Raw genomic sequence first — 14,381 nt, 5'->3', positions numbered from 1 at the left:
AAACCGGGTTTCTGAATTAGACCGAGTATGCCAAAGTCCATCTTGGGATATATATCTGTGTCCCCCTGCATTTGATACCTAAATAGTTGTGGACGCAAATAGGATAAAAAACCCGGTTTCGGCGTTAAAGTCGATCGCTCACAACCTGTTATTTTGACTCTTAACCTGGTTCTTGTGCTTCCAGGACTGAAAAATATAGTTTTTTTTCTCGGAGTTCGTGCTTCGCCCAATTTCTAGTCATCCAACCTATATTTTACAAATAAACCCAGTTGCTCCCGCCCAGTCCTACTTATTACCAATTACGCTGTAAAATATTGATAATACCTCTTTAGATTGATAGACATTTTGATTATTTCCTTTTAAAACTGGTAGCAGTTCGCTGCCAATATGTAGGGTAAAAAATTTATGTTAACTTCCGGGCCAATTACCGCCCCCGTTCCCGTTTTCCTGGTTCTTTTAGCAATCATGCTACTCGCGCCGCTGGTATTTGAGCGCTTGCGACTACCGGGAATAGTGGGTTTAATTATTGCTGGCGTAATTGTCGGGCCCAACGGTCTCAATTTGCTGCAACGGGACGCTACTATTGTTTTGTTAGGTACTGTAGGATTGCTGTTTTTGATGTTCCTAGCGGGACTGGAAACTAGCCTCGACGACCTCAAACTCAATGCGGACAAAGCTGTCATATTTGGGCTGGCTACTTTTTCGCTACCGATGATATTGGGGACAGCAGCGATGTTGCTGTTGGGATATAGCTGGCTGGCTGCAATTTTAGTCGCTTCTTGTTTTGCTACGCACACCCTTTTAGCACTGCCAATTCTCACAAAATTGGGATTGATGCGAACTCAGACTATTACTACGACTTTGGGCGGGACTTTAATTACGAATGTGTTGGGGCTGTTGGTGCTGGCAATTGTTGTTAAAGCTTTCAAAGGAAATCTCACGATCGAATTTTGGCTGTTTCTAATTCCCTCTCTTGCTATCTACACTTTTGCTACTTTGTGGGGCGTTCCCAAAATCGGTCGCTGGTTCTTTAAGAAATTTGGACACGACGAAAATGCAGAATTTATATTTGTATTGGCAACCCTATTTCTAGTTTCTTACGCAGCAGAACTAATTGAAATTGAGGCAATTATTGGTGCATTTTTATCGGGGATTGCCATTACTCAAATTATTCCCAAAATGAGTCCCCTGATGAATCGGATTGAGTTTATTGGGAATACGCTGTTTGTGCCGTTTTTTCTGATTTCTGTGGGGATGTTAATTGACCCGCTAATTTTGGTAAAGCAGCCGCAGTCTTTGTTGGTGGCTGCGGTGATGATTTTAGCTGAAGTGGTGAGCAAGTTTTTGGCAGCTTGGCTACCGGGGAAATTATTTCGTTTTGAGTTTCCCAGCATTATGGTAATGTTCGGTCTTTCTGTTGCTCAAGCTGCTTCTACTTTGGCGGCGATTACGGTTGCTTTTGAGATTAAATTGGTCGATCGCGTAACGGTGAACGGCATCATTGCCATGATTTTAGTAACTTGTGTGGCTTCTCCTTGGATTGTAGCTCGGTGGGGTCAACAAATGCAGCAGCCGGGGTCGAGTTTGCCGGCTGCTACTTCGGGAAAGCATTCCTGGGGAGACCGAGTTTTAGTACCTGTTGCTAATCCGAATACGGAAGATAATTTGCTGCGTTTGGCTTTGATTTTAGCAAAAACATCTCACGGAACTTTACTGCCGCTGCATATTTTGTCCGATCGCGGGGAAGCAATTTCACCGGCAGATAAAATGCAGCAAACTCAACTTTTGACGGCTGCGGAAACTGTGGCCCATGCGGCTGCTTGTGCGGTTGAACCGATCGCGAGGATAGATGATGCGATCGATCGCGGAATTCTGCGGAGTGCAACCGAACGCGAGGCTAGTTTAATAGTTTGTGGTTGGAAGGGATTTTCCACGACTCGCGACAATTTTTTTGGCAGCATCATTGACAATGTGGTAAGGCGATCGCCCGTACCCGTACTGATTGCTCGATTTCCCGATCCTCTCCAGAATACAGCCAGAGTTATTTTGGCGGTAACTGACAGCGAGTTGACTCGGTTTGGATTTCAGGAAACCGTGGGTATTGCTAAGAGTTTGGCCGAGGAACTTAAGGCGAGTTTGCAAGTGTTGTTGGTGGCGACAAAACGGGAACAAAGCAACCAAAGTGCGGCGGAGGTGGAAATTCTCTCTGAGATACCAGTAAATCGGGTGCGGGGAAATTTTATCAAGCTAGTTTCGCAGAATTTGTTAGAACACGATTTGCTGATTTTAACAACCATTTCTCAACAACAGAATTTGTGGGAAAAACCAGGAACTCTCAAAGAACCGGAAGCGATCGCCCGGACTCACCAAAATATTTCGATGCTTGTTGTTTATTTTCCTGTATCTTGAGGAATATTTGAACCGCAGATTACGTTATGAATCTGCATTGATCTGCTGTTAAGATTTAATCCTAATCCAACGGAATTGCGATCGCAAATTGGGTACCTTTTCCCGGTTCCGAAATACACTCGATCGCCCCGCCGTGTTTTTCGACAACAATTTGATAGCTAATCGATAATCCCAATCCAGTACCTTTACCCTCTGGTTTAGTTGTAAAAAACGGATCGAACAGTTTACACCGCGTTGATTCAGGCATCCCAGGCCCATTATCCTTAATCCGAATCACCGCAAAACTCTCGATTTTTCTTCCTCTTCCTACTTCTTCCTTCCTAACATCCGTTACATCCGTTACATAATCCGTTGCCGAACCTTCCTTGACTTCGGTGCAAATTGTGATAGTATTGGGAGCGCGTTCAATCTCAGCGTAAGTGCGCTCGCCGTTGGATTCATCCAAAGCATCGATCGCATTTCCGAGCAAGTTCATAAACACCTGATTGAGTTGTCCGCTGTAACACTCAACCTCCGGCAAAGATCCGTATTCTTTAATCACTTGAATTGCTGGACGTTCGGGTTTAGCTTTCAAGCGGTGCTGCAAAATCATCAACGTGCTGTCGATACCTGCGTGAATGTCGGCGGGTTTTTTCTCGGTGCCGTCAATGCGCGAGAAGTTCCGCAATGATTGCATGATATCGCGGATGCGATCGGTTCCTAGCTGCATGGAACCCAGCATTTTAGGCAAATCTTCCATGAGATAATCGAGTTCAACTTCTTCTGCGGCTTCTGCAATTGCCGGCACCGGCTGCGGATAGTGCTGCTGGTAAAGATTGACAATGGAAATCAAGTCTTGTACGTAATCGTTAGCGTGGTGGAGATTGCCGGAAATAAAGCCAACGGGGTTATTGACTTCGTGAGCAACTCCTGCTACCAACTGCCCCAAACTTGAGATTTTTTCCGTGTGCACGAGTTGAGCTTGGGTTTGCTGCAATTTGTGCAAATATTGTTCTAGCTGCTGGGATTTTTCTTGTTCTTTCCCGTAGAGTCGGGCATTTTCGAGGGCGATCGCAACTTGAGAAGTGAGCAACTTTAAAACTTCCAATCTTTCGGGAGAAAATGCACCCGCTGCTAAGTTGTTTTCCAGGTAAAGAATGCCTGTGAGTTGGCCCTGATAAATGACTGGATTGCAAATAATTGACTTGGGCTGACGGCTGACAACATACGGATCGGCGGTAAACAAGCCGTCTGAGGCTGCATTGTTTAAAACCAAGTCTTTTTGAGTTCTCGCAACATAGTTTACAATCGAGACGGGCAAATCTTGACTAATTTCAACTAAAAGGGATTGCAAGACGGCGGCTTGATTTTGCTCTGCCGTACAAGCTGCTTGTATCAAAAGATTGTCATCTTTGTAGAGCATCAGCACTGCTTTTTGAGCGGCGGCATTTTCTAAAAAAATTTTGATTAAACGGGCGAGCAATTTATCCAGGAAAATTTCGCTGGTAATAGCTTGAGATGCTTTGATGAATGTGCCGATATCTAAGGCATTGCTAAAATTGCTGTTGGTGGTTGTGGTGGTGGCGGTGACGGTTAAATCGCGGGTTTTGGTTTCTCGGTTGAGGGTTTGGGCGACTAATTGGGGATATCTGGCTTCTAAATCTTTGACTTTCGCGATCGCTCCCCAGCGGATGTAACCGTAGTAAGATTCTGTGAGATAGACTTGAGCGATTTTGTCTTTGTTGCAAGACAAATAAAACTCGGCTGCAAGTTCGTTGGCGAGTGCTTGTTCTTGGATGTATCCCTGCTCTTTGGCTCCTTGAATGGCTTTGTCATAATAATCTGCTGCTTCCCAATTTTTACCGAAAACACGCGCTTTTTCTGCCTCTACCAAATCGTATTTGTGCTGGTAATTCATGGGGGCGTGGTGCGCCCATTTCTGCATTTCTTCCTGATTTGCTGCTACTTGCATCAAGTGTTTTTCTTGTGCTGCACTGCCAGCAGTTGGATACACAGCGAGGAGGGCCAGGGAATAGTAAAAATTGTGCGTGACGACGATCGCAAAGCCAATTACTACTTGTGCATATCCGGCAGCTAAAGATGCGTTGGCAACTGCTTTTTCGGATTGTTTAAATAAGTAATAACTCAGCATTTTACCAAGATAAAAATTAAAAATTCCCAGGTTGTTATGGGTTTTTTTAAGTCGCGGCAACATTTCTTGTTCATTAAATTTTTCATCGACCACATGAAATTGATTGGCGGAGTTTTGTTGTAAGTTCAAAAGAAGCTGTCCCCATGTTTCAACTAAGTCTATCGAATGTTCTTGTTTTAGTTGCCGTGCTAAAATCAAGCATTGCAATTGTTTTTGTTCGACAGTGTTTAGCGGTTCTCCCATCAAAAAGGCACCTGTAAAAATGTTGTAACCAGCATAAATGCTATAAGTTAAATCTCCTGTTTCTAAGCCGCTTTGCATCGCCTCTTTTAAAGGTAAAATCGTCTCTCTGGTATGTTCTTTCCAGTGCCGGATAAAAGCGTTAAATGTGGTATAAACCTGGCATTTAAGTTGTTTAGAATTGAATTGGTCTAATAGCTTCAAAGCTAGCTTTCCCGAATGATATCCAGCCTCTATCTCTCCGAATACCCCAGCCAGCAGCAAGCCGTACCAACTATAGGCGATCGCCCCAAGTGCTGAATTACCCCGTTCCATAGAAAAATTGACCATGGTGAAGATAATTTGTGGCAATAGTTCTAATTTTGCAATAAAAATAGGAGAAAGAACAGCCGAGATTATCCGCATTGTGGCTAACTCATAGTCATCAGTCATTACCGGAAATTTTTCGATTTCATCAAGCTGAGGTAACTTAATTCCACCCAAACCCTCTCGGGGGATTTCAGATAGGGAATTTCCCAACATTCCCAAAGCTCTTAAACCAGTATCGATGGCTTCTATCATCTGGTTTTGAGACAAATAAGACTGGATTTGCAGTTCGTAGACTTTAACTCGATCGAGCAGGTTTGTAGCTTGTTGCAAAACGGCATCAGCTAATTCTTGCGATCGCCCAAAGTTAGTATTGAGATATTCCGCTTCCGCTGCTTCTACGTGCAGGTTCAGCGTCAAGTCATAATCAGTCTCCCAACTTGACCCCCCTACACTTCCCACGCCAAGGGGGTTGATGAGTCCCAAACCGACATTCAAATATCTGACAGCAGCTTCGTAAGCATTAGATGCTTTAGCTTTTTTCCCAGCGATCAGATTCAGTTTGGCCAGTTGATGTTTTTCTGTTTTTTCTGCGAGGAATTCAACGCCGACATTCAGTTGGTTGACAATATCAAAAACATTTTCTTCAATCTCGGAGGCGGGAGTATTGTCTAGCAGCAGTTGACCGATTTTTAAGTGCGTTGCTTGCTTTTCGCCGTCGGGAATCAGAGAATAAGCTGCTTGCTGCACTCTGTCGTGCAGGAATTTGTAGGAAATCTTCGATTGCTCGTAGGGGCTGTGCCCCCCGGCCCGCCCCGATCGCAAATTCTCCGATCCCCAGCCTCCAACCAGCGGAATCTTGTAAGCATTGCTCAACGGGAGAACCAATCCAGTTTGCAGTGCCGCCCAGAGTTCGCTAGCTGCTCGCGCCGGGGATTGTTCGCTGACAATTGACAAGACATCGAGGCTGAATGTATCGCCAATACAAGCCGCCAATTTTAACATTTGCTGCGTTGTTTCTGGCAGTTTTTCGATGCGGCTGGCTACCAGTTCCACGACACTTTTATCAGTAATGCCGATCGCCTGAATTTCCGCTAAACTCCACTGCCAATGGCCGCTGCTAAATTCAAATTTTAACAGATTTTCTTGATAAAGTGCTTGCAAAAGCTGCGTGATAAAAAAAGGATTGCCGCCCGTTTTGTGAAAGATTAACTCAGCCAGCAATTGCACCTTGTCGTTAACGGTGAGGGTATCGGCGATTAATTCGCAGACATTCGCAAAATCCAGCGGTTGCAAGACGATATGATGAACGGGAGTGCCCGTTTTTTCAATTTGCTCGATCGCCTGCATTAGCGGATGAGTCGGACTAACTTCATTATCCCGATAAGCACCGATCAAAAGCAAGTATTGACTTTCCGAATCGCCAACCAACAATTGCATTAAATTCAGCGATGCCGAATCCGCCCACTGCAGATCGTCTAAAAAGAGTACCAGCGGATGTTCTGCACGAGTAAAGACGCCGATAAACTCTCGGAAAACTCGATTAAAGCGATTTTGAGATTCGGCAGGCCCCAGTTGCGGCACTTCCGGCTGTTTGCCAATAATTAGCTCAATGTCAGGAATCACGTCAGCAATTACTGCACCGTTTGCACCCAAAGCAGCCGACAATTTTTCGCGCCAAGCTTGCAATTTTTCGCTACTTTCAGTCAGCAACTGCCCGATTAATGACTGGAAAGCTTGAATCAAAGCTGCATAAGGAATGTTGCGCTTAAATTGGTCAAATTTGCCATTGATAAAATAGCCGCGCTGCCGGACAATTGGCTTGTGAACTTCATTAACAATAGCGGTTTTGCCAATTCCCGAATAACCGGAAACTAGGACTATTTCGCTTCGCCCGTCATCCGTAGGGAGACGGCAGTGCCGTATCCCTACATTTTCACCGTCACCCGTAAGGAGACGGCAATGCGGTGTCCCTACTCTTTCAAAAGCAGCAAGCAGGTGATCGACTTGGGCTTCTCGCCCGTAGAGTTTTTGAGGTATTGACAGTTGTCCCGATCGATCCAACTGTCCCGGTACAAAATAAACAATTTCTCCAGTTGTCTGCCAACTATTCAAACACTTTTCTAAATCTGCCTTTATCCCCTCGGCAGTCTGATACCTATCTTCGGCATTTTTCGCCAAAAGCTTCATCACAATATCAGAAACAACTTGCGGAATTTCATCACCATTTTCTTGATTTGTTCTGCATTCACAAGGCGGCGCGGGATGTTTAGCAATGTGACAGTGCACGAGTTCTAAAATATCGCTGCTGTTAAACGGCAATTTGCCTGTCAGCATTTCGTAAAATGTGACGCCGAGGGAATAGAAATCGCTGCGATAATCTAAGGTGCGGTTCATTCTCCCGGTTTGTTCGGGAGACATATAGGCGATCGTACCCTCAACTAAGTTGGTACTGTTAATTTGGGGGTTTTCTTTGCTCAGCCGGGAAGCGACGCTGAAGTCGGTAAGTTTGACAGTTCCTGTTTCCTGGTTGATGATAATGTTGGATGGTTTTATGTCTTTGTGGATGATACTGTTTTGATGCAGCGAGTTTAGTGCTGATGCTAGTTGAATGCCAATGTTTAAAAATGCTGTTAAGTTGAGTTTTGTTGAGATTATTTTGCTGAGTGAGTTGCCGCCAAAGTCTTCTAAAATCAGGGCGAGACGGTTTTGATATGTTTCGAGACTGTAGGATTTGACGATGCTTTCTACCTGTAAATGCTGAGTAATTTTATATTCGTTTTTTAAGCGGGTAATTTGTTCGAGGGTGGGAAATTCTGCCTTGAGGATTTTGATGATGACTGGTTGTTCGTCTAATTCTCTAATGCCTCGGTAAATGCAGGTATTCAAGCCGTCGGAGATAGGGGCGCTGATTTGGTAGTCGGGAAGTGTCAAGGTATTCATTGAAATCATGTTGATAGCTGAGGTAAGTATATTTTTTCTCATGCCTGCGGCAACGATATGATGCGAGCGGGACGCTGGCACTGCACTCGAAAAATTATGATTCCGATTTCGGCGGAAACGATAGGATAGGGTTTAGTTGCTTATTATAGTTAACACAAAATATTATGTCAACCGCAGTTCCCCTTAGTACCTTAAGCGAAATGACCATCTTTGCTTGACAATTATGGCTAATAAGTTCTCGAAGTCTAGATTTAACTGTAAGTAGGCAATAGAAGCATTATCGATCTGCAATTAAATATACCAAAGGCAAAGCCTTTGGCACCCCGATCGAGATAATTTCTCAGTATCTGGGAGAATTTTGAGAATATGGTGATATACCCCCTCTAGTTCAATAACGTAAAAATGAGCATCAGACCAAATTTCAGATGGTTTTCTTCGGTGGCGAGTATTTTGGGTTCGATTTCGATCGGCACTTTCAGCGACGCGACATCCTCTGTAAAAGCGGCAGAAACGGTTGTTATCCGCAAAGGTATTTTAGAATCGTCAATATCGGTTGCGGATTTGCGCGAACTCGCAGAAACAGGAAAAGTCCCCGCCAAACTGCAAGCATACGCCAATCTCCTGTCTGAGGAACAGCGGAGTAAAATTTTTCGGGCGCTGCAAGCGAAAATTCCCCTAAATGTAGTCGGCCTGAGCAACTTGCTAAATACGGGCATCGGCACTGGCATCCTGACGGATTTGACTACTGTCATACCCAGGCGCGACGGTGGGGGTGTGGAAGCGCTGCGATCCGCTCTGGTGCAGGGAGCAAAAGCACCGGAAGGCTTATCTATATTGAGTTTCATTGAATCTTATCCGAGCTCGCGGGTGGTGGTGGATCTCGATCGAGCTTTCGCTGTTTTGGGAAATATGAACGTAAGTTTTTGGCAAACTCAGCGCTTTATGGCGGCGATCGCACCTCAGTTAGCAGCGGTTAAACCCGCGTTTAAGCTGCCTTTCGATCCAACCCAGCCAGGCCCTAATGTCGTGCAGGTACGGGCGCTAGATTTGAACGATAGCGCCCGCAATCGACCTATTCCGGTTGATGTGTATTGGTCGAGAGCTGCGACAGCCGACAAACCGACGATCGTCTTTTCTCACGGCTTGGGTTCCGTCCGCACGGATTTGCGCTATTTAGCCGAGCATTTGGCGTCTCACGGCTATGTGGTAGCAGCTTTAGAACATCCGGGCAGCAACGAGACGAACACCAATGCTGCGATGGCGGGGAAGTGTCCGTTGCTAGCTCCTCAAGAGTTTTTAGACCGTCCCAAAGACATCAGTTTTGTACTCGACGAACTGACAAAATTGAACCAAACTGATGATAACTTGCAGGGGAAAATTGCGATCGACCGATCGATAATAATTGGCTATTCCTTCGGCGGCGCTACAGCCTTGTCCGTGGCCGGCGCCGAACTGCAATTGAGCGGACTCAAACAAAGGTGTCAAGGGGACTTGATTGGGTTCAGCTTAGGCGAAGGCATTCAGTGCGCCGCGGCCGGATTGCCCGAAGAACGGTATCAATTGCGGGATGGGAGGATTAAAAGGGCGATCGCCATGAATCCGATCGCATCATTATTATTTGGAGAAACGGGCTTAAGTAAAATTAAGATTCCCACATTAATAGTAGCATCTTCTGCCGACAAAACCACTCCCGCCTTAGCCGAACAAATTGCCGGCTTTCCGAAAATTCCATCTCCTAAATGGCTAGTCGGTTTTGTAGGAGCAACCCACTTAAGCGTCAAAGATCCGAGTACAACTTTAAACCAAGTTCGCCGACCCAGCACAGAAATTACCGGCGATGAACTTGTCGGCGACCAAGCTGTTAGCATACGCAATTATATTAAAGCTGTAAGTTTGGCTACCGCCGCTCAACTAACTGCCGAAGCTGACAAATATGCCGTCTTTCTAACACCAGAATACGCGCAATTTGCTTCTACATCGGCAATCCCGGTGCGGCTAGTAACAGAAATTTCCCCGGAAATTAATACAGTCGTGCAAACTTTTATTCAAAGGAATAAGTAGTGATTAGTGATTAGTGATTAGTGATTAGTGATTAGTCATTAACTAATATGATCTCTGGTCAATTACCCGAAATTAGGTAGGGGCGGGTTCACCAACAATATCTGCCAATAATTGACAATCTCAAAAACCCGCCCCGGCCGGGATATTATGGTCAATCGATCGGACATGATATAATATCAAATCCGGTGACATCGGAATTGATATTACCCACAGTCAGGACACCGCGCCGTGCCGTTTTCCTACAATTAATCGGGCGATGGTTACATCTTTCATCGAAGAAGATTGATGATTTTGGGGTAGGGAAACGGCACGGCCGCGTCCGAGATTGCTGAGGTCTATTTTTCTTCTTAAGCTGTTTCTGATATTTTTTGTCCGTGCAGGGGCAAAATATAACCAAGCGCTTTCACAAACTCTACTCCCCAACTGCGATGCCTAAAAAAAATCTTATCCCGCTATTGCTTCTGTTGGCAGCCCTGTTTACCCTTTACGGTGACACTTTAACTTTTCTCCCCAAACCTGTAAGAGATACTAGCGTGGCCAGTCGAAAGTTCTTCGTCGGGTTGTGGCCAGATTGGTTGAGGCCGAGAGATTTCAACGAGAAAAGGCAACAGGATATTGAGAAATTGCAAAAAAGTCCTAGCCCGAGTCGATAGTTTTGATCTACCAGCGAGAAACCCGGTTTCTCTAACAATACTTAGCCATTTTCTTGTAGGTTGGGTTAAGCGAAGCACAACCAAACATGACGATTTTAGATTTTGGATTTTAGATTTTAGATTTTTTATCCCATCTCTAATCTGTAATCGATTAAACTTGAGATTTGAGATTTTCCCATCGGTAAGGTGTGCATTGCACACCCTACAGATAGAGGTTAGGCGTCCAGGACTGTTTTAGATTTGTCCTCCCATCTAAAATCTAAAATCTAAAATCTAAAATTGATTAAGCCTGCTTTTTCAACCAGCTAAACATAGCTCGCAAATCTTTACCAACTTCTTCAATAGGATGTTCTGCTTCCTGACGGCGCATGGAGGTAAAGCCCGGTTTGCCGGCTTGGTTTTCGAGAACGAATTCGCGGGCAAATTGACCGGATTGAATTTCGCTGAGAATTTTACGCATTTCGGCGCGGGTTTGATCCGTGACGATGCGGGGGCCGCGAGTTAAATCGCCGTATTCTGCGGTATTGGAGATGCTGTCGCGCATTTTGGCGAGGCCTCCTTCTACTACTAAGTCAACGATAAGTTTAACTTCGTGCAAACATTCAAAATAAGCTAATTCCGGTTGGTATCCGGCGTTAACTAAAGTTTCAAATCCAGCTTTAATTAAGGCGCTCAAACCGCCGCACAAAACTACTTGTTCGCCAAAAAGATCGGTTTCTGTTTCTTCGCGGAAAGTGGTTTCAAGGATGCCGGCTCTGGTGCCGCCGATACCTTTAGCATAGGCCATTGCCCGATCGCGCGCTTGACCGGAAGCATCTTGATATACTGCAAACAAACTCGGAACACCTTCCCCTTGTTCGTAAGTCCGTCGCACCAAGTGTCCGGGGCCTTTGGGGGCAACCATTACTACGTCTACATTGGCAGGGGGAACAACTTGGCCGAAGTGAATGTTAAAACCGTGAGCAAATGCTAAAACATTTCCTTCAGAAAGGTTCGGTTCGATTTGTTCTTTGTAAATAGTTTTTTGAACTTCATCGGGCAATAAAATCATGATGAAGTCAGCAGCGGCGGCTGCTTTGTCTACCGGGTGAACTGTTAAACCCGCGTCGGTTGCTTTGGCTGCAGATTTGCTACCGGGATACAAACCGACAACGACATTCATGCCACTGTCTTTGAGGTTAAGGGCGTGGGCGTGTCCTTGGGAACCGTAGCCGATGATAGCCACAGTTTTGTTGGCTAAGAGGTCTAGGTTCGCGTCGGTGTCGTAATACATACGGGCCATAGTGCTTGTCTCCTGAGATGCAAATTGGGTGATTGACTGCAAAACTCTCATTTTATCAAAGTAGGGTACTTTTTTTGCAGAAATTTTTCAGATTAAGATTTGGGCGGGGGAAAATAAAAGGATCTCGCCCTGAATTTAGCAGGGTTTCTCGCAGAGTCTGCGATCGTCAAATATAATTGTCAATAGCGTGCTGTGCTTTTGGAAAAACCTCACATCTTGCACCATTCTCAAGAACAGGCTTTTCGGCCTGTTCCACAAAGAGTGAATTTTGTTGTGGAACAGGCCGAAAAGCCTGTTCATAAAAAGCTTATTGAGAATGGTGCAACATCTCAGAAAAACGCAACTAACTAACTTTTTTAAGATGAAAATAAAAGCAATACATCATGTGGCGATTATTTGCTCGGATTACGCAGCGTCGAAGAAATTTTATGTAGAAGTATTGGGATGTTCCATTATCAAAGAAACTTTCCGAACCGAGAGGAATTCTTACAAACTAGATTTGCGAGTCGGAAACGGCGACACCATCGAGCTTTTCTCATTTACCCATCCTCCTGAAAGAGTTAACAATCCTGAAGCTTGCGGTTTGCGGCATTTAGCTTTTGCAGTTGAGGACATAGAAGCATCAGTTGCTTACTTAAAATCCCAACAAGTAGAAGTAGAAAACATTCGCCTTGACGAGATTACAGAAAAACGGTTTACATTTTTCAGAGATCCCGACAACTTACCCTTAGAAATCTATGAAATTTAAGGATTATCCCGATTTTGTAAAGTCGCTCTTAAGTCAATATGTGGGGTGTGCATTGCCCTAAAAACTGCATGATTCATTCCCAATCTAAAATCTAAAATCTAAAACCTAACATTGTATAATGGACTATATCATCAGAAACACAATCACGATCGGATTGCCTGCTTTAATGCTATTTATAGCCATAGCAGCTACAGGGAAAACAGGTGACGCAGCCGTTTGGTCGGGTTTGGTTAAAGTCGGCGGTTCCTTTGGTATGCTGATCGGTTTAGGTGTGTTGGTATTTGTAGGATTTGTTGCAAATTATTTTAGTTATTTTGTGGTAGATAGCTTGCTGGTGAGATTTTATCAAAAGCGGCGAGTGTTGGGACAGGAAGAACAACTGGTAACAGAAATTGATAAATTGCTGATTACCAACGACCTCAAAATCAAGCTCAAATGGGCGGTGATGCACAGAATACCCAACAAAAACCTTAGTTTGAAGTACGTAATTTTAAAATGGTTTATTATCGCAGCAACTGTAAATACCGTATTGTCAATAGTCGGTTATCTGGGAGAATTCAACATTTTTTTTGAATTGAGTTCTCATTTTAAACTACAATATCTGCTGGTTGGTTTCTCTACTTTTATATTCTTCGCTCTCGTGCGCTCAAAAAAAATATGGTGGCTGGTGAGCGCATTTTGCATTATCATTAATTTGGCGGAAATTGTTCCTTGGTATTTTCCAGCGCCAGCATTTGCAGGAGCAACGCCCGGACACAACTTGCGGATTTTGCATTCAAATGTTTTAAGGAGTAATCGGCGATATTCTGAGGTGATCTCGCTGGTTCAAGCAGAACAACCTGATATCGCGGTTTTTGTAGAAGTCAACTCAACTTGGGCAAAACAGTTATCGGTTTTAAGCGAGATTTTTCCTTACTCTTCTACCCAGCAAGAATCTGAGAGATTTGGCAGTGCAATATACAGCAAGCTGCCTTTAGAAAATTCTTCGGTTAAAGCCTTTTCAAATCAAAGAAAGAGCTTGTCGGCGGATGTTAAATTTCAAGGTAAAATCATTTCTCTGATTCTTGCTCATCCGACTGTGCCAGTCAAACAGGAGAGTTTTATCAATCGCAATAAACAGCTAGCAGCCATCGGCGAGTATGCAGCCCAAGTAAAAAATCCGCTGATTGTGGTTGGGGATTTAAATACCACAATGTGGTCGCCATTCTACAAAAATATGGTAAAAACCGGAAATTTGCGAAATGCGCGATCGGGCTTTGGCATTTTACCGACTTGGCCGACTTTTATGCCGCTAGCTTATATTCCGATCGACCACTTTCTAGTCAGCAAAGAAATTGGTGTTTTGAAGATTCGTACTGGCCGCAATGTCGGTTCGGATCATTTGCCGTTAATTACAGATTTGGTCATTTGAAGGAAGTTAAAGCAGTGACTGATTAGAAATCGGATCTTTCATTATTTTTAGGAACGGGCAAGATGCCCGTTCCACAATAAAACTGAATTTTTGTGGCACAGGCCGGAAAGCCTGTTCTTCCCACAATAAAACTGAATTTTTGTGGCACAGGCCGGAAAGCCTGTTCTTCCCACAATAAAACTGAATTTTTGTGGCAC

General features: G+C 44.4%; 6 protein-coding genes. 4 read left to right on the top strand and 2 right to left on the bottom strand.

The features are described from left to right. Positions 1-405: 405 nt before the first annotated feature. A complete protein-coding gene (locus QUB35_RS06550) occupies positions 406-2,409 on the top strand; it encodes a cation:proton antiporter domain-containing protein (protein ID WP_333140471.1) in 2,004 nt (667 codons plus the stop codon). A gap of 61 nt (positions 2,410-2,470) precedes the next feature. On the opposite strand, the gene QUB35_RS06545 is transcribed toward QUB35_RS06550, so the two are convergent. Further along, positions 2,471-8,029 carry an AAA family ATPase gene (locus tag QUB35_RS06545; protein ID WP_333140469.1) on the bottom strand — a complete coding sequence of 1,853 codons (5,559 nt, stop codon included), beginning with the start codon at positions 8,027-8,029 and terminating at the stop codon, positions 2,471-2,473. 402 nt (positions 8,030-8,431) lie between these two features. Here QUB35_RS06545 and QUB35_RS06540 point away from each other — a divergent pair, with 402 nt between their 5' ends. Next, positions 8,432-10,090 carry an alpha/beta hydrolase gene (locus tag QUB35_RS06540; RefSeq protein WP_333140467.1) on the top strand — a complete coding sequence of 553 codons (1,659 nt, stop codon included), beginning with the start codon at positions 8,432-8,434 and terminating at the stop codon, positions 10,088-10,090. Positions 10,091-11,026: 936 nt separating this feature from the next. Here QUB35_RS06540 and ilvC read toward each other — a convergent pair. Beyond that, positions 11,027-12,076 carry a ketol-acid reductoisomerase gene (gene ilvC / locus QUB35_RS06535; RefSeq protein ID WP_333103730.1) on the bottom strand — a complete coding sequence of 350 codons (1,050 nt, stop codon included), beginning with the start codon at positions 12,074-12,076 and terminating at the stop codon, positions 11,027-11,029. A 310-nt stretch (positions 12,077-12,386) separates the two neighbouring features. Here ilvC and gloA2 point away from each other — a divergent pair, with 310 nt between their 5' ends. Both gloA2 and QUB35_RS06525 read left to right on the top strand, forming a co-directional pair. Then, positions 12,387-12,773: an SMU1112c/YaeR family gloxylase I-like metalloprotein gene (gloA2, locus tag QUB35_RS06530; RefSeq protein WP_190744055.1), complete on the top strand. Its 387-nt coding sequence runs from the start codon at positions 12,387-12,389 to the stop codon at positions 12,771-12,773. 118 nt (positions 12,774-12,891) lie between these two features. Next, a complete protein-coding gene (locus tag QUB35_RS06525) occupies positions 12,892-14,184 on the top strand; it encodes an endonuclease/exonuclease/phosphatase family protein (RefSeq protein WP_333140464.1) in 1,293 nt (430 codons plus the stop codon). The last annotated feature ends 197 nt before the right edge of the window (positions 14,185-14,381 follow it).

Origin of the sequence: Microcoleus sp. B13-B6, from assembly GCF_036705405.1 — a bacterium.
In the GTDB taxonomy this organism is placed as follows: domain Bacteria; phylum Cyanobacteriota; class Cyanobacteriia; order Cyanobacteriales; family Microcoleaceae; genus Microcoleus.
This window is presented reverse-complemented; position numbering and strand designations above follow the sequence as displayed.

Bases quoted from the DNA above. Each gene is read 5' to 3' on its own strand.
- QUB35_RS06545 (WP_333140469.1), bottom strand. From the start codon at position 8,029: ATGAATACCTTGACACTTCCCGACTACCAAATCAGCGCCCCTATCTCC.
- QUB35_RS06525 (WP_333140464.1), top strand. From the start codon at position 12,892: ATGGACTATATCATCAGAAACACAATCACGATCGGATTGCCTGCTTTA.
- QUB35_RS06540 (WP_333140467.1), top strand. From the start codon at position 8,432: ATGAGCATCAGACCAAATTTCAGATGGTTTTCTTCGGTGGCGAGTATT.
- QUB35_RS06550 (WP_333140471.1), top strand. From the start codon at position 406: ATGTTAACTTCCGGGCCAATTACCGCCCCCGTTCCCGTTTTCCTGGTT.
- ilvC (WP_333103730.1), bottom strand. From the start codon at position 12,076: ATGAGAGTTTTGCAGTCAATCACCCAATTTGCATCTCAGGAGACAAGC.
- gloA2 (WP_190744055.1), top strand. From the start codon at position 12,387: ATGAAAATAAAAGCAATACATCATGTGGCGATTATTTGCTCGGATTAC.